The organism is Microbacterium sp. Se63.02b, from assembly GCF_014171575.1.
In the GTDB taxonomy this organism is placed as follows: Bacteria; Actinomycetota; Actinomycetes; order Actinomycetales; family Microbacteriaceae; genus Microbacterium.
This window is the reverse complement of the sequence record NZ_CP050453.1, coordinates 3,189,987-3,205,372: the sequence shown is the minus strand read 5'-3', so window position 1 is coordinate 3,205,372 and position 15,386 is coordinate 3,189,987. Positions and strand designations below refer to the sequence as shown.

18 protein-coding genes are annotated in these 15,386 nt (G+C 66.5%); all 18 read left to right on the top strand.

Going from position 1 to position 15,386, the window contains the following annotated elements; genetic code table 11:
* Window positions 1-38 precede the first annotated feature (38 nt).
* The 18 genes from G4G29_RS15930 to rplW all read left to right on the top strand — a co-directional run bounded on the left by G4G29_RS15930 (window position 39) and on the right by rplW (window position 15,378).
* Window positions 39-1,247, top strand: a complete 1,209-nt coding sequence (locus G4G29_RS15930; protein ID WP_183150785.1) for a maltose ABC transporter substrate-binding protein — start codon at window positions 39-41, stop codon at window positions 1,245-1,247.
* Window positions 1,248-1,317: 70 nt separating this feature from the next.
* Window positions 1,318-2,922, top strand: a complete 1,605-nt coding sequence (locus G4G29_RS15925; RefSeq protein WP_183150784.1) for an ABC transporter permease subunit — start codon at window positions 1,318-1,320, stop codon at window positions 2,920-2,922.
* A gap of 1 nt (window position 2,923) precedes the next feature.
* Window positions 2,924-3,847, top strand: a complete 924-nt coding sequence (locus G4G29_RS15920; protein ID WP_183150783.1) for a sugar ABC transporter permease — start codon at window positions 2,924-2,926, stop codon at window positions 3,845-3,847.
* 70 nt (window positions 3,848-3,917) lie between these two features.
* Window positions 3,918-4,250 carry a PadR family transcriptional regulator gene (locus G4G29_RS15915; protein WP_183150782.1) on the top strand — a complete coding sequence of 111 codons (333 nt, stop codon included), beginning with the start codon at window positions 3,918-3,920 and terminating at the stop codon, window positions 4,248-4,250.
* A complete protein-coding gene (locus G4G29_RS15910; RefSeq protein ID WP_183150781.1) occupies window positions 4,247-4,900 on the top strand; it encodes a hypothetical protein in 654 nt (217 codons plus the stop codon). The genes G4G29_RS15915 and G4G29_RS15910 overlap by 4 nt, the downstream gene beginning before the upstream one ends.
* 68 nt (window positions 4,901-4,968) lie before the next feature.
* A complete protein-coding gene (locus tag G4G29_RS15905; RefSeq protein WP_183150780.1) occupies window positions 4,969-5,121 on the top strand; it encodes a hypothetical protein in 153 nt (50 codons plus the stop codon).
* A gap of 313 nt (window positions 5,122-5,434) precedes the next feature.
* Complete coding sequence (locus tag G4G29_RS15900; RefSeq protein ID WP_183150779.1) at window positions 5,435-6,253, top strand: ABC transporter; 819 nt, start codon at window positions 5,435-5,437, stop codon at window positions 6,251-6,253.
* A gap of 65 nt (window positions 6,254-6,318) precedes the next feature.
* Window positions 6,319-6,750 carry a hypothetical protein gene (locus tag G4G29_RS15895; protein WP_183150778.1) on the top strand — a complete coding sequence of 144 codons (432 nt, stop codon included), beginning with the start codon at window positions 6,319-6,321 and terminating at the stop codon, window positions 6,748-6,750.
* A 178-nt stretch (window positions 6,751-6,928) separates the two neighbouring features.
* Window positions 6,929-7,576 carry a spermidine/putrescine ABC transporter substrate-binding protein gene (locus G4G29_RS15890; RefSeq protein ID WP_183150777.1) on the top strand — a complete coding sequence of 216 codons (648 nt, stop codon included), beginning with the start codon at window positions 6,929-6,931 and terminating at the stop codon, window positions 7,574-7,576.
* Between the two features lie 240 nt (window positions 7,577-7,816).
* Complete coding sequence (gene rpsL / locus G4G29_RS15885; protein ID WP_017201609.1) at window positions 7,817-8,185, top strand: 30S ribosomal protein S12; 369 nt, start codon at window positions 7,817-7,819, stop codon at window positions 8,183-8,185.
* Window positions 8,186-8,190: 5 nt separating this feature from the next.
* On the top strand, window positions 8,191-8,661 hold the full coding sequence (rpsG, locus tag G4G29_RS15880) for a 30S ribosomal protein S7 (protein ID WP_017201608.1): 471 nt from the start codon (window positions 8,191-8,193) through the stop codon (window positions 8,659-8,661).
* An 87-nt stretch (window positions 8,662-8,748) separates the two neighbouring features.
* Window positions 8,749-10,863 carry an elongation factor G gene (gene fusA, locus G4G29_RS15875; protein WP_183150776.1) on the top strand — a complete coding sequence of 705 codons (2,115 nt, stop codon included), beginning with the start codon at window positions 8,749-8,751 and terminating at the stop codon, window positions 10,861-10,863.
* A 150-nt stretch (window positions 10,864-11,013) separates the two neighbouring features.
* A complete protein-coding gene (gene tuf / locus G4G29_RS15870; protein ID WP_017829210.1) occupies window positions 11,014-12,204 on the top strand; it encodes an elongation factor Tu in 1,191 nt (396 codons plus the stop codon).
* 155 nt (window positions 12,205-12,359) lie between these two features.
* Window positions 12,360-12,572, top strand: a complete 213-nt coding sequence (locus tag G4G29_RS15865) for a hypothetical protein (RefSeq protein WP_183150775.1) — start codon at window positions 12,360-12,362, stop codon at window positions 12,570-12,572.
* Between the two features lie 844 nt (window positions 12,573-13,416).
* Entirely contained in the window at window positions 13,417-13,725 is a 309-nt protein-coding gene (rpsJ, locus tag G4G29_RS15860; RefSeq protein WP_017201594.1) for a 30S ribosomal protein S10, read from the top strand.
* Between the two features lie 8 nt (window positions 13,726-13,733).
* Window positions 13,734-14,393 carry a 50S ribosomal protein L3 gene (gene rplC, locus G4G29_RS15855; protein ID WP_183150774.1) on the top strand — a complete coding sequence of 220 codons (660 nt, stop codon included), beginning with the start codon at window positions 13,734-13,736 and terminating at the stop codon, window positions 14,391-14,393.
* Between the two features lie 2 nt (window positions 14,394-14,395).
* On the top strand, window positions 14,396-15,058 hold the full coding sequence (gene rplD / locus G4G29_RS15850) for a 50S ribosomal protein L4 (protein ID WP_183150773.1): 663 nt from the start codon (window positions 14,396-14,398) through the stop codon (window positions 15,056-15,058).
* A complete protein-coding gene (rplW, locus tag G4G29_RS15845; protein ID WP_017829206.1) occupies window positions 15,055-15,378 on the top strand; it encodes a 50S ribosomal protein L23 in 324 nt (107 codons plus the stop codon). Before rplD ends, rplW begins: the two co-directional genes overlap by 4 nt.
* Window positions 15,379-15,386 lie beyond the last annotated feature (8 nt).

Sequence of the window (15,386 nt, the reverse complement as noted above, 5' to 3'; positions counted from 1 at the left end):
TCCATGTAGGCCAACAGCATTGAGAGAGGCACACACCAATGAAGGTGAACAAGAGGGGCATCGTCGCCGCAGGCGCCATCGCCATCGTTTCGACTCTGTCGCTTGCCGGCTGCTCCGCGGGCACCAGCGGCGGCGACGACTCGGGATCGAAGGACGGCAGCACGCTCGTCGTCTGGGTCGATGCGGAGCGCGTCGATGCGCTGCAGGGCGCGGCTGATTCCTACGAAGACAAGACCGGCGTCAAGGTCGACCTCGTCGGCAAGTCCGTCGACGACATGAAGGACGACTTCATCCAGCAGGTGCCGACCGGCAAGGGCCCCGATGTGGTCATGGGGGCGCACGACTGGCTGGGCGAGCTCTCCACCAACGGCGTCGTCGCTCCGATCGAGCTCGGCGACAGCGCCGGGGACTACCTCCCGGTCGCGCTGCAGGCGGCCACCTACGACGGCACCGTCTACATGCTCCCGTACGCGGTCGAGAACATCGCGGTGCTGCGCAACGCCGATCTCGTGCCCGCGGCACCCACCAGCTTCGACGACATGGTCTCGAAGGGCACGTTCGTGGTGGAGCAGGGGTCCGAGGGCAACCCGTATCACCTGTACCCGTTCCAGACCGCGTTCGGTGCTCCCGTCTTCGGCACCGACGACTCGGGCAGCTACGACCCCACCGACCTGCAGCTCGGCAGCGAAGGCGGCTTCGCCTTCGCCGACTGGCTGGGTGCGCAGGGCGCTGCGGGCGTGCTGAACACCGACATCGACGGCGAGATCGCCAAGCAGCAGTTCCTCGATGGCACTGCCGCTTTCTGGCTGACCGGTCCGTGGAACGTCGGCGCGGCCACGGAGGCCGGCATCAACGTCGCGATCGACCCGATCCCGAGCCCGACGGGCGAGACCGCCTCGCCGTTCGCCGGCGTGAAGGGCTTCTTCGTGAGCTCCGAGTCGAAGAACAAGGTCGCCGCGAACGACTTCCTCGTCAACTACATCGGCACCGAAGATGTGCAGCTCGAGCTCTTCAAGGCCGGTAACGTCCTGCCCGCGCTGACCGCCGCAGCGGACACGGCGGCTTCCGACCCGATCATCGCCGGTTTCCAGGCCGTCGGCGCCGACGCGGTGCCGATGCCCGCCATCCCTGCCATGGGTGCGGTCTGGCAGTTCTGGGGTGTCGCCGAGGCGGCGATCATCAACGGCGCGGACCCGGCGACGACGTGGCAGAAGCTCGTCGACGACGTGACCGCCGCGATCAAGTAGCAGACAGCACACTGGCCCTGCCGGGGCGGGCGTCCACCGCTCGCCCCGGCAGGATCATGACGAGGACGACATGACAGACACCGAAGAGCGCATCGCTCCTCCGACCCGACGTCAGAGGCAGGCCGCCAAGATCGCGGAAGCCGCATCCGGACCGGTCGGCTGGATGCTCCTGAAGATCCTGCTCCTGGCCGTGGTCGACGCGATCGCGCTGTACGCGGCGTTCGTGCTCTTCCTGCACCAGGAGTGGCTGATCCTCGGCATCGTCGTCGCGGTCGCCGTGCTCGTCAACTACATCTACTTCTCCCGCAGGCGGATCGCCGCGAAGTACCTCACACCGGGCATCATCTTCCTGATCGTGTTCCAGGTCTTCACCCTGCTCTACACCGGCTACATCGGCTTCACGAACTACGGCACGGGACACAACGGGACGAAGGAGCAGGCCATCTCCTCGCTCCTCGCCTCAGCGCAGGAGCGGGTCGAGGATTCGCCGACCTTCCCCGTCACCGTCGTCGAGCAGTTCGGCACCTACGGCCTGCTGGTCACCGACCCCGACTCCGGCGATGCGCTCGTCGGCACCGCGGAGCAGCCGCTGGAAGAGGTCGACGCCGAGTTCGAGGGCGGCAAGGCCGTCGCGACGGACGGCTGGACCACTCTTCCGCTCGCGACCGTCTTCACGCTCTCGGAAGAGCTGGAGAAGCTGTCGGTTCCGTTCAGCGATGACCCGAACGACGGCAGCCTCCGCGCTCCGGACGGCCAGAAGGGCTATCTCTACGTCTCGACGCTCGCGTACGACGCGAATGCCGACACGATCACCGACACCACGACCGGCACCGTCTACTCCGACACGGGTGACGGCGCGTTCACGTCCGATGCTGGGGAGCAGCTGCTGCCCGGGTGGCAGACCACCGTCGGCTTCGACAACTTCGTGCGGGCCGTCACAGACTCGTCGATCCGCGGGCCGCTCATCTCGGTCACGCTCTGGACCTTCGCGTTCGCCTTGATCTCGGTCGCCACGACGTTCTTCCTCGGCCTGCTCCTCGCGCTGGTCTTCAACAACACCAAGATGCGGTTCCGCAACGGCTATCGGATCATCCTGATCCTCCCGTACGCGTTCCCGGCGTTCCTGTCGGCGCTCGTCTGGGCAGGGATGATGAACGAGAGCTTCGGCTTCATCAACCAGGTCATCTTCGGTGGGGCGTCCATCCCGTGGCTGACCGATCCGGCACTGGCGAAGGTGTCCGTGCTGCTGGTGAACCTGTGGCTCGGCTTCCCCTACATGTTCCTGGTCTGCATGGGGGCGCTGCAGGGAATCCCCGAGGACGTGAACGAGGCGGCCGTGATGGATGGCGCGAATCCGTGGCAGATCTTCCGCCGCATCAAGCTGCCCCTGCTGCTGGTGACGGTCGCGCCGCTGCTGATCTCGTCGTTCGCGTTCAACTTCAACAACTTCAACCTGATCTACATGCTCACCAAGGGTGGTCCACGCTTCAGCGACGTGTCGATCCCGGTCGGGCACACCGACATCCTGATCTCCATGGTCTACAAGGTCGCGTTCACCGGGCAGACCCGCGACTACGGCCTCGCCTCTGCCTTCACGATCCTGATCTTCGTCGTGGTCGCGACGATCTCGATCATCAGCTTCCGAAAGACCAAGGCCCTCGAGGAGCTGAACTGACATGAGCACCGCCGGCCCCGCCACCCCTCGCTCCGCCGGGGATGAGAAGACCCTCGCCCCGCGCCGCCGCAGCTTCGGCGCCTGGTTCGCCGATACCGGATGGCGACACCTGGTCGCGATCGTCGTCAGCGCGTTCGCCCTGTTCCCGTTGCTGTACGTCGTCTCGGCCTCGTTGAACCCCAAGGGAACGCTGACCGGATCCAACCAGCTGTTCTCGGCGGTCGGGATCGACAGCTACGTGCGCATCCTGAGCGATCCGCAGAACCCCTACGGCCAGTGGTTCCTGAACACGCTGCTGATCGCCGTGGTCACGGGAGCCGTGACCGTCTTCATCGGAGCCTGCGCCGCATATGCCTTCTCCCGCATGCGCTTCGCCGGACGTCGTGTCGGGCTCGTCACGATCGTCGTCGTCCAGATGTTCCCGCAGCTGCTCGCCGTGGTCGCGATCTTCCTGCTCATGTCGACGCTGGGGGACTGGTTCCCGGCGATCGGGCTGAACACCCACACCGGACTGATCCTCGTGTACCTCGGTGGTGCCCTCGGTGTGAACACCTACCTCATGTACGGCTTCTTCAACACCATCCCGAAGGAGATCGACGAGGCTGCCAGGATCGACGGCGCCGGCCACGCTCGCATCTTCTTCACGATCATCCTGCGTCTGGTCGCACCGATCCTCGCGGTCGTCGGGCTGCTGTCGTTCATCGGCACGGTCAACGAGTACGTGATCGCGAGCGTGATGCTCGTGGATGTCGAACAGCAGACGCTCGTGGTCGGACTCACCAAGCTCGTCGCGAACCCGCGCTACGCCGACTGGTCCGCGTTCTCGGCCGGTGCCGTGATGGCGGCGATCCCGGTCATGATCCTGTTCCTCTTCCTCCAGAAGTACATCGTCGGCGGACTCACCGCGGGCGCGACGAAGGGTTGACCAGCACCCTCGTGTGCTCTCGCGCCATCCGCCGTCGCGGTAACGTGCATCGCATGCTACCTTGTGATGCATGACAGCTGACATCGGCGCACAGATGCGCAAAGGGGTGGTGGAGTACTGCGTGCTCGGCCTGCTCGCGCGCGAGCCGATGTACGGCTGGCAGCTGGCCGAAGCGCTCACGAGCGCGGGACTGATCGCCAGCATCGGAACGCTCTACCCGCTGCTCGGACGGCTGCGGGACAACGGATGGGTCAGCACCTTCGACCTCCCGTCTGAGAGCGGGCCCGTGCGCAAGTACTACCGCCTCACGGAGGCCGGGACCGAGCAGCTCGACCGGTTCCGCGCCCAGTGGGCACCGTTCGCCCGTGTCGTCACGGGCATCGTCGGAGAGGGACGATCATGACAGAGACCACCGCAGACGCTCTGCGCGACGACTACCTCGCGCGGCTCGACCAGGCGATGCGGGGACTGCCCCACGGCGTCGCGTCCGAGATCCGCGGGGGCATCGTCGAGGAGCTCGATGGCCTCGACGCCGAAGCCACCGCGCTGCGGATCGCGCGGCTCGGCGACCCCGTGGCCATCGCACGCGAGGCGCAGGACGAGGTACCTGGTGCCGTCACGATCGTCACCGCTCCGCCCGTCGCCGCGCCGTCTGCACCTCGTCCGCCGACGACGTCGACCCGCGGCTTCGCGATCACGGCCGCGTTGACGCTCAGTTTCGGCGGGTTCGTCCTGCCCGTCCTCGGCTGGTTCGTCGGTGCGGTGCTGGTCAGCCTGAGCCCGCTCTGGAAGACCTGGGAGAAGGTCGTGGCTATCGTCATCCCGTTCGTGGTGGGCGGGCTTTCCCTCCTCCTCGTGACCACGATGGTCACGTTCGCCGCGTCCGACTCCGGAGGCAGCTCGTCCGGCACCGGAACGCCGCCCGTCGTCAACCCGCTGCTGCCGGCGTGGTACGACCTGTTCTGGATGGGCTTCCTCGTGCTCGGGCTCCTCCTGATCCCCGTGTCCGGGCTCTGGCTGCTCTGGCGTCTCCGCGGCCGCGCAACCCGCTGAACGCACCGTGGGGATGACTCCCGGCGTTGCTCCCCGGCCGCGCAGCCTTGCGGTCGTACCGTGAGACCATGGCACGTGTCGCTGGGCGCAATCTCGTGATGAGCTGGTTCGCGGGCATCGTCTGCGTCGGTGTCATCGGAGCGCTCATCTGGCTCTCGCTGCCGATCCTGCCGACGCTCGCGGAGTTCGCGGGCGACGCCTTGCGCGACGCGCTTCCCTGAGGGGACGCGACCGCCCGCTCCCGTGTATGACGACACGTCGGCACGCCTGCGGGAGCGACGGTCCGCCGAGCGATACCCTCGCAATGCACATTTCCGATGAGAGGCGCACCCCATGAGTGACCCCGACGTTCCCAGCCCGAGAAGCCGGCTGACGTAGACGACGTCGTCGGCAGCGCGAACGCCGGCCTCGACGCCGCCGCCGCAGCGGGTGCGGATGTCCCCGGTGCCTCCGACGCGCCGAAGGTCGAGCAGGACGATGTCGCCGCCGACCGGCCGGTCGATCCTGACCTCGCTGCATTCGAGGCCGCCGAGCGTGACCACCCGGGCGTTCGCGTCGCCGCCGCCTGCCGTCTCCCCGGTCGTGGCCGAGGAACCCCGGATTCGCGCCGACGAATCCCGAGACGCCGACGCCACCTCGGTGTTCGCTGCGCCCGCGACGGATCCCGACCGGTACGGACACCAGGACTCGGCGATGGCCGACGCGGCGTACACCCCGTACGGCGACGACTCCGACACTCGCATCGTCCCCTCCGAGCCACTGGTCGCCGCTACCGCCGCAGCGCAGCCGCAGCCCATCTTCGTCCAGGCCCCCGAGCCGCCGCGCGATCGGGGCAACCGAGGGACAGCAGGCCTCATCGGCCTCCTCGCCACGCTCGTCTTCGCCATCCTGTACCTCGGCACGGCCCTCGGCCTCCGAGCGATCGCCGGTGACGTGAACGGTGAGAACATCGGCCAGGAGGCGCTCGCACCGCTGACCACGTGGGGCTACTGGACGCCCGTCGTCGTCTTCTTCCTCGGCTTCTGGCTGCTGGGCGCGATCATCAACCGCGGTCGCTGGGGCCTCTGGGTCGTCTTCGGAATCATCGTCGGCGTCATCGCCTACGCCGGACACATCCTCGGGCAGCTCTTCGAGGCGCCGTTCTGGAAGCTCACGGCGTCGGAGGGCCTCGAACTCGCCGGCGAGCAGCTGCTGGCGCCCCTGGCCATCGCCGCCTTCGTGTTCGCCCGCGAGCTGACCATCTGGTTCGGCGCCTGGGTCTCCCGCAGCGGTGCACGCAAGACCGAGCTGAACGCCGAGGCGCAGCGCGAATACGAGCGCACCCTCGAAGCCGGTCCGACCCTGTCGAGGTAGTCACGGACTCCTCCACGCCGAACCCCCGCGGGCCCGAGTCCGCGGGGGTTTCGGCTGTCCTCGCGGTGGTCCTCGCCACGATCAGCTTCTTCGCCCTCGCGCTCTTCGGGCTCGGGGCGCTGAGCGTGGCCACCGATACGGACATCATCGCGGTGCCGGGTCTGGGCCAGGCCCCGGGGGCGATCGGGATGGCGGTCGCCGTTGCGGTGTTCGCGCTCACGCTGTGGTCGACCCTCCGTCGCGACCGGCCATCGTTCGGGGCGACGATCACGATCGCCCTTCTCACCGCTCTCGCACACCTGGTGGTCGTGTGGATCGTGGTGCTGCTCGGCTCCGGCTTCGTCATCGCGACCTCGGTGGTCGGAGACCTCGTGCGCGGTGGGGCGAGCGTCGTCCTCGTCGTGGCCGGGCTCGTCGCGAGCTGGGGCGGCATCGCTCTGCGTCGCACACGCGCCCAGCATCCGCGCTGGCCCTGGGAGCGCGACGAAGACGAGTGACCGCGCCGGATCCGGCGTCCAGCCGATCCACCGAGGCGGCGACGATCTGCGGACTGTTCCGTGGCACGGAGTCGGACGATCGTCCACACCTCGGCTGATCGTCGGTGCGGAATCGGCGACCGCCTCGCCGAGGCGGGAAATCGTCACCACGATGGGCGCCGCGCCGTACGCTGGTGGGGTGGAGCGCTCACTGGAGACGCAGGTGGACCAGGCCGTCGAGGCCTGGTTGCGCTGGGTGCCGCGCTGGGAGCCGGCGACCCACCGCGGTCGCGTCGCGCCGTGCCGGCGCTGCCTCGGGTCGCCGATCCTCTCCGCGGCCGGCATCGGGGCGAACACCCCGCACGGCGTGCAGCACGGGCTCTCGACGCGGATCAAGACCATCGTCGATCACGCCGTCGCGGACTACACCGCCAGGAACCTGCCGATGCTGCAGCGCGAACTCGATCAGCAGGCCGCGCGCAACCGTGCCCGCAGCTACCGCCCGGCGGAAGACCTCGACCCCGAGTTCGACGGGTTGCCGTTGGATCCCGACCCGGTGCCGGGTGCGCCCTTCCTGTTCACGATCGCGGGACTCGCCGACGACTCAGCCGCAGAGCTGCCGGCGCTGCCGCCGCTGACGGAGGAGGCGAAGATCGCTCTGCGCCAGGAGGTGGCCCTCGCCGACGAGTACGCGAACCTCGTCGGGCGAGAGATCTGCGGCATCCTGTTGCGGCACCGTATCCACATCCAGGCGGCGATCTCGCAGCACGTCGAGCCGCAGATCGAGGCGCTTCTCGCAGAGCTGACCCAGTCCCTGGATTCGCCGTTCGATCCCGACCTGCCCTGAGGGCGCGTCCGGCGCGGAAGGGGCCGCCTCACGGGGCACGCTCATTTGACCGCCACGTTACGCGGCATTACACTTGATCAGGTGTGTGCACGTCTCGACGTGCGCGCTGGGCGTCGGCACCATGCCGGTCCGCCCCCACGGCATACCCACCACACCAAAAGTTCGTCGAATCCGGCGTGCCGGTGGGTCATGATGTGAAACCCATCACGCTGTCACCGTGCAGCACTATGAGGAGAGAACGTGCCAACCATTCAGCAGTTGGTTCGCAAGGGTCGCTCGCCCAAGGTCACCAAGACCAAGGCGCCGGCGCTCAAGTCGAACCCGCAGCAGGCCGGGGTCTGCACCCGCGTCTACACCACCACGCCCAAGAAGCCGAACTCGGCGATGCGCAAGGTCGCTCGTGTGAAGCTCCGCAACGGCACCGAGGTCACCGCGTACATCCCCGGTGAGGGCCACAACCTGCAGGAGCACTCGCTCGTGCTCGTCCGTGGCGGTCGTGTCAAGGACCTCCCCGGTGTGCGTTACAAGATCGTCCGTGGCGCCCTGGACACCCAGGCTGTCAAGAACCGTAAGCAGGCTCGTTCCCGCTACGGCGCGAAGAAGGGTTGAGTTAGATGCCTCGTAAGGGACCAGCCCCCAAGCGCCCCGTCGTCAACGACCCGGTATACGGCGCACCGATCGTCACCTCGCTGGTGAACAAGATCCTCGTCGACGGCAAGAAGTCGCTGGCCGAGTCGATCGTCTACGGCGCCCTCCGCGGTGTCGAGGCGAAGAACGGTCAGGACGCCGTCGCCACGCTCAAGAAGGCGCTCGACAACGTGCGCCCGACTCTCGAGGTCCGCAGCCGCCGCGTCGGTGGCTCGACCTACCAGGTTCCGGTCGAGGTCAAGCCTCACCGTGCCAACACGCTCGCTCTCCGCTGGCTCGTCAGCTACGCGAAGGGCCGCCGTGAGAAGACGATGACCGAGCGTCTCCAGAACGAGATCCTCGACGCGTCGAACGGCCTGGGTGCCGCGGTCAAGCGCCGCGAGGACACGCACAAGATGGCCGAGTCGAACCGCGCGTTCGCTCACTACCGCTGGTAAACAGCTTCGCCCGCCCCTCGGCCACCCGCCGAGGGGCGGGCACCCCCTCTTCGCAGTACGACTGCTCCAAAAGATAAGGACACTCCTGTGGCACAAGACGTGCTCACGGACCTGAGCAAGGTCCGCAACATCGGCATCATGGCGCACATCGATGCCGGCAAGACCACGACGACCGAGCGCATCCTGTTCTACACGGGCGTCAACCACAAGCTCGGCGAGACGCACGATGGCGCCTCGACCACCGACTGGATGGAGCAGGAGAAGGAGCGCGGCATCACGATCACGTCTGCCGCCGTGACCTGCTTCTGGAACAAGAACCAGATCAACATCATCGACACCCCCGGTCACGTGGACTTCACGGTCGAGGTGGAGCGCTCGCTCCGCGTCCTCGACGGTGCCGTCGCCGTGTTCGACGGCAAGGAGGGCGTCGAGCCCCAGTCCGAGACCGTGTGGCGTCAGGCCGACAAGTACAACGTCCCCCGCATCTGCTTCGTCAACAAGATGGACAAGCTCGGCGCGGACTTCTACTTCACCGTCGACACGATCGTCAACCGTCTGGGCGCCAAGCCGCTCGTCATCCAGCTGCCGATCGGCGCGGAGAGCGACTTCATCGGTGTCGTCGACCTGATCGAGATGCGCGCGCTGGTGTGGGCGGGTGACTCCAAGGGTGACGTCACCATGGGTGCCTCCTACGAGATCCAGGAGATCCCGGACGACCTCAAGGAGAAGGCGGCGGAGTACCGCCAGCAGCTCCTCGAGACCGTCGCCGAGACCGACGACGCGCTGCTCGAGAAGTTCTTCGGTGGCGAAGAGCTCACGGTGGCCGAGATCAAGGGCGCGATCCGCAAGCTGACTGTCGCCAGCGAGATCTACCCGGTCCTCTGCGGCTCCGCGTTCAAGAACCGCGGCGTCCAGCCGATGCTCGACGCGGTCGTCGACTTCCTCCCGAACCCGCTCGACGTGGGCTCGATCGAGGCGCACGACCCGAAGGACTACGACACGATCATCGAGCGCCACCCGGACGCGAACGACCCGTTCGCGGCCCTCGCGTTCAAGGTCGCCGTGCACCCGTTCTTCGGTCGTCTCACCTACGTTCGCGTCTACTCGGGTCACCTCGACTCCGGTTCGCCCGTCGTCAACTCGACCAAGAACAAGAAGGAGCGCATCGGGAAGATCTTCCAGATGCACGCCAACAAGGAGATCCCGGTCCCCTCGGTCACCGCCGGCAACATCTACGCGGTCATCGGCCTGAAGGACACCACGACCGGTGACACCCTGACCGACCCGGCTGCACCGGTCGTCCTCGAGTCGATGACGTTCCCCGAGCCCGTCATCGAGGTCGCCATCGAGCCGAAGACCAAGGCCGACCAGGAGAAGCTGGGTGTCGCCATCCAGAAGCTCGCCGAAGAGGACCCGACCTTCCGTACGGAGCTCAACCCCGAGACCGGTCAGACGACCATCAAGGGCATGGGCGAGCTGCACCTCGACATCCTCGTCGACCGCATGAAGCGCGAGTTCAACGTCGAGGCCAACGTCGGCAAGCCGCAGGTGGCGTACCGCGAGACGATCCGCAAGGCCGTCGAGAAGCACGACTACACGCACAAGAAGCAGACCGGTGGATCCGGCCAGTTCGCCAAGATCCAGTTCACGATCGAGCCGCTCGAGCTCGACTCCGAGAAGACCTACGAGTTCGAGAACGCCGTCACCGGTGGTCGCATCCCTCGTGAGTACATCGGGTCGATCGACGCCGGTTTCCAGGACGCGATGAACGTCGGTGTCCTCGCGGGCTACCCGATGGTCGGCGTCAAGGCGATCATCGTCGATGGTGCGGCGCACGACGTCGACTCCTCGGAGATGGCGTTCAAGATCGCGGGCTCCATGGGCTTCAAGGAGGCCGCTCGTCGTGCCAACCCCGTGCTGCTCGAGCCGCTGATGGCCGTCGAGGTCCGCACGCCCGAGGAGTACATGGGCGACGTCATCGGCGACCTGAACTCGCGTCGTGGCCAGATCCAGTCGATGGAAGACGCCGCCGGCGTCAAGGTCGTCCGTGCTCAGGTCCCGCTGTCCGAGATGTTCGGCTACATCGGCGACCTGCGCTCGAAGACCTCGGGCCGCGCCGTGTACTCGATGGAGTTCCACAGCTACGCTGAGGTACCCCGCGCTGTGGCCGACGAGATCGTCCAGAAGACCAAGGGCGAGTAATCGCTCTTCTGGGAGCCGGGCTCCGGTCCGGCTCCCAGGTCACCTACAACTTCACATTCCCTCTCTACTAAACTGAGAACCTAACCCGTAGAGAACCGGTCGCAAACCAGTGCCCGGTCACCTTTACAACGACGTCCTGAGGAGGACCCAGTGGCTAAGGCCAAGTTCGAGCGGACCAAGCCGCACGTCAACATCGGAACGATCGGTCACGTCGACCACGGCAAGACCACGCTCTCCGCAGCGATCTCGAAGGTGCTTGCTGACAAGTACCCGTCCGACACCAACGTGCAGCGTGACTTCGCTTCCATCGACTCGGCGCCGGAAGAGCGCCAGCGTGGTATCACCATCAACATCTCGCACATCGAGTACGAGACCCCGAAGCGCCACTACGCGCACGTCGACGCTCCCGGCCACGCCGACTACGTCAAGAACATGATCACCGGTGCGGCTCAGATGGACGGCGCGATCCTCGTGGTCGCCGCCACCGACGGCCCGATGGCTCAGACGCGTGAGCACGTGCTGCTCGCCAAGCAGGTCGGCGTTCCGTACCTGCTGGTCGCGCTGAACAAGTCCGACATGGTCGACGACGAGGAGATCCTGGAGCTCGTCGAGCTCGAGGTCCGCGAGCTGCTCGCCGGCCAGGGCTTCGACGAGGACGCTCCTGTCGTCCGCGTCTCCGCTCTCAAGGCCCTCGAGGGCGACGAGAAGTGGACCCAGGCGATCCTGGACCTGATGCAGGCTGTCGACGACAGCGTTCCGGACCCGGAGCGTGACCGTGACAAGCCGTTCCTGATGCCCGTCGAGGACGTCTTCACGATCACCGGTCGTGGAACCGTCGTCACGGGTCGCGCCGAGCGTGGCACGCTGGCCATCAACTCCGAGGTCGAGATCGTCGGACTCCGTCCGACCGTCAAGACCACGGTCACGGGTATCGAGATGTTCCACAAGCAGCTCGACGAGGCCTGGGCCGGCGAGAACTGTGGTCTGCTGCTCCGCGGCACCAAGCGTGAGGACGTCGAGCGCGGTCAGGTCATCGTCAAGCCGGGTTCGGTCACGCCGCACACCGACTTCGAGGGCACGGCGTACATCCTGTCCAAGGACGAGGGTGGCCGTCACAACCCGTTCTACACGAACTACCGCCCGCAGTTCTACTTCCGCACCACCGACGTCACCGGCGTCATCTCGCTGCCCGAGGGCACCGAGATGGTCATGCCCGGCGACACCACCGACATGACGGTCGAGCTGATCCAGCCGATCGCCATGGAGGAGGGCCTCGGCTTCGCCATCCGTGAGGGTGGACGCACCGTGGGCGCCGGTACGGTCACGAAGATCATCAAGTAAGCATCTGCTTCCTCGCAGCGGGGTCGGGCCTTCGGGTCCGGCCCCGCTGTCGTATGACGCGATGACACCCCGAGGGTTCCCTTCGCCGTGACGGACATGCACAATGAGTGTGGTCGACCTCCGGTCGACGGCATTCACGTCAGAAGGGGATTCACATGGGTATCGAGGACGCTGTCAACAAGGGCAAAGACCTCTACGAGCAGAACAAGGACAAGATCGCCGACGCGGTCAAGAGCGAGCAGGCGGAGGACATCAGCGACAAGGTCCTCGACGGCGTCGCCGACTTCGCGAAGAAGATCGCCCCCGGTGCTGCCGACAAGATCGATGAGATCCGGGACAGCGCGGACAAGGCCGTCGGCAACGAGTAGCACGAGCTGCACCTGATCTGAGCGGCGATCCACCTCGGGGTGGGTCGCCGCTTTGTGCGTGTGCGGAAGACCATTCGGCGGCAAGCGCCGCGGATGTGGCGAATTCATCGATGTATCGAGTAGGATCGTCTCGACCGCCTGGGGATCTTGCGGTCGGGGAAGCCGAAGGGGTTCGGTTTCCCGAAGCACGCGGCTTTCCGCGTTGAAACTGGGGACAACGATCTTGGGGATCATCGTGCGACGCGCGCACTCTGTGCGCTTGAGCGTCTCCCTGCCTGCGCGGCGGGTCTTCCGTCGCGCCTTCAGTCGAGGAGTTCGGCGTCCCTTCACGCCGGGCTACTCGCGTTCGGTGTGCCCCCTCGCACTGAACGCCCTCCCCAAGCGGGGCGAGGCATGGGGATGCCTCGCCCCGCTATCTCCTGCGATCTGACTCGGGAATCGGGCGTCGGGGCCCTCGCTCCCGGCGGCGCGACACGCCCGGGTTTGCAGAAGTGAAATCGGCCATGGCAGAATAGACAGGTTCGATATTTCGGCGCCGCTCTGCGTGCGCCGGATCACTGCCAGGGCAGTGCATAGACGGCGCCCCCTCAGGGAGGGTGCAGGGTTCTAGGCCGCGGGTAGCAGAACACACCCCGACACCCCTCACGACGAGGGTTCTGCCGTGCGCGGCGGACGTCGGCATCCGTACGCTTCACGGCGTCCGGCTGACAGAAGAACAGTGGTGCAGCAGATCGACTCGCGAGAGCCGTTCTCGTGCCGAGGCGCGAACAGCGCCGACGTGCGTCCAATGCCCCAGGGCCACCCGGTCCCGGACGGTAAGACGCCTAAAGAGAGAGAGCAGACAATGGCGGGACAGAAGATCCGCATTCGCCTGAAGTCGTATGACCACGAGGTCATCGACACGTCCGCACGCAAGATCGTCGACACCGTGACCCGTGCGGGCGCGACCGTCGTCGGACCCGTGCCCCTTCCGACCGAGAAGAACGTCGTGTGCGTCATCCGGTCGCCGCACAAGTACAAGGACAGCCGCGAGCACTTCGAGATGCGCACCCACAAGCGTCTGATCGACATCGTCGACCCGACGCCCAAGGCCGTCGACTCGCTGATGCGTCTCGACCTCCCGGCCGATGTCAACATCGAGATCAAGCTCTGAGGTTCGACATGGCTGACATCAACTCCAAGATTTCCAAGGGCATGCTGGGCACGAAGCTCGGCATGACCCAGGTGTGGAACGAGAGCGGCAAGCTCGTTCCCGTCACCGTGATCGAGCTGGCGCCCAACGTGGTGACCCAGGTCCGCACGCCCGAGAAGGACGGCTACAACGCCGTGCAGATCGCGTACGGCCAGATCGACCCGCGCAAGGTGAACAAGCCGCTCTCCGCGCACTTCGAGGCAGCCGGCGTCACGCCGCGCCGTCACGTCACCGAGATCCGCACCGCGGACGCCGGCGACTACACCCTGGGCCAGGAGCTCACGGTCGACGGCACCTTCGAGGCCGGCCAGCTCGTCGACGTCGTCGGCACGAGCAAGGGCAAGGGCTTCGCCGGTGTCATGAAGCGCCACAACTTCAAGGGCGTCTCGGCTTCGCACGGTTCGCACCGCAACCACCGCAAGCCCGGTTCCATCGGCGCATCGTCGACCCCGAGCCGCGTCTTCAAGGGCATGCGCATGGCCGGCCGTATGGGTGGCGAGCGCGTGACCGTCCTCAACCTCACGGTGCACGCCGTCGACATCGAGAAGGGTCTGCTGCTCGTCAAGGGCGCCGTCCCCGGTGCTCGTGGTCGCATCGTCTACGTCCGCAACGCAGTGAAGGGTGCCTGATCATGGCTGACTCGACTCTCGCGCTCGACGTCCTCAAGGCAGACGGCAAGAAGGCTGGCTCGATCGAGCTTCCCGCCGCGCTGTTCGACGTCAAGACGAACATCCCGCTCATCCACCAGGTCGTCGTCGCGCAGCTCGCGGCGGCTCGCCAGGGCACGCACTCGACCAAGCGTCGTGGCGAGGTCTCGGGTGCCGGCCGCAAGCCCTTCAAGCAGAAGGGCACGGGTAACGCCCGTCAGGGCTCCATCCGCGCGCCGCACATGACCGGTGGTGGCATCGTGCACGGCCCCAAGCCGCGCGACTACTCGCAGCGCACGCCCAAGAAGATGATCGCCGCCGCCCTCCTGGGTGCGCTCAGCGACCGCTTCCGCGGCGACCGCCTGCACGCGATCGACACGTTCGGCACCGAGGGCACGCCTTCGACCAAGGCTGCTGCGGGCTTCCTCGCCCAGGTCGCCACGTCGAAGAACGTCCTCGTCGTCATCGAGCGCGGCGACGAGCTCGCGCTCAAGAGCCTGCGCAACCTCGGCAACGTGCACCTGCTGTCGTTCGACCAGCTCAACGCCTACGACGTGCTCGTCTCCGACGACATCGTCTTCACCCAGGCCGCGCTCGAGGGCTTCATCGCCTCCAAGTCCGGCGCCAACCAGGAGGTCTCCGCATGAGCGAGCAGGCATCTGTTCTCCAGACGGCCCTGAACAAGGACCCGCGCGACATCATCCTGAAGCCGGTCGTGTCCGAGAAGAGCTACGGGCTCATCGACGAAGGCAAGTACACCTTCCTCGTCGACCCGCGTGCTTCGAAGACCGAGATCAAGCTCGCCATCGAGAAGATCTTCGGCGTCAAGGTCGCTGGGGTCAACACCCTCAACCGCGTCGGCAAGGCTCGTCGCACCCGCTTCGGCACCGGCAAGCGCAAGGACACCAAGCGCGCCATCGTCACCCTGAAGTCGGGCACCATCGACATCTTCACGGCAATCGGCTGATCCGGGGG

Excerpts from the sequence above, each read along its gene's own strand:
- G4G29_RS15915 (WP_183150782.1), top strand. The coding sequence starts at position 3,918 with ATGACAGCTGACATCGGCGCACAGATGCGCAAAGGGGTGGTGGAGTAC.
- G4G29_RS15920 (WP_183150783.1), top strand. The coding sequence starts at position 2,924 with ATGAGCACCGCCGGCCCCGCCACCCCTCGCTCCGCCGGGGATGAGAAG.
- rpsG (WP_017201608.1), top strand. The coding sequence starts at position 8,191 with ATGCCTCGTAAGGGACCAGCCCCCAAGCGCCCCGTCGTCAACGACCCG.
- G4G29_RS15925 (WP_183150784.1), top strand. The coding sequence starts at position 1,318 with ATGACAGACACCGAAGAGCGCATCGCTCCTCCGACCCGACGTCAGAGG.
- rplC (WP_183150774.1), top strand. The coding sequence starts at position 13,734 with ATGGCTGACATCAACTCCAAGATTTCCAAGGGCATGCTGGGCACGAAG.
- G4G29_RS15905 (WP_183150780.1), top strand. The coding sequence starts at position 4,969 with ATGGCACGTGTCGCTGGGCGCAATCTCGTGATGAGCTGGTTCGCGGGC.
- G4G29_RS15910 (WP_183150781.1), top strand. The coding sequence starts at position 4,247 with ATGACAGAGACCACCGCAGACGCTCTGCGCGACGACTACCTCGCGCGG.
- G4G29_RS15865 (WP_183150775.1), top strand. The coding sequence starts at position 12,360 with ATGGGTATCGAGGACGCTGTCAACAAGGGCAAAGACCTCTACGAGCAG.
- rplD (WP_183150773.1), top strand. The coding sequence starts at position 14,396 with ATGGCTGACTCGACTCTCGCGCTCGACGTCCTCAAGGCAGACGGCAAG.
- rpsJ (WP_017201594.1), top strand. The coding sequence starts at position 13,417 with ATGGCGGGACAGAAGATCCGCATTCGCCTGAAGTCGTATGACCACGAG.
- G4G29_RS15930 (WP_183150785.1), top strand. The coding sequence starts at position 39 with ATGAAGGTGAACAAGAGGGGCATCGTCGCCGCAGGCGCCATCGCCATC.
- rplW (WP_017829206.1), top strand. The coding sequence starts at position 15,055 with ATGAGCGAGCAGGCATCTGTTCTCCAGACGGCCCTGAACAAGGACCCG.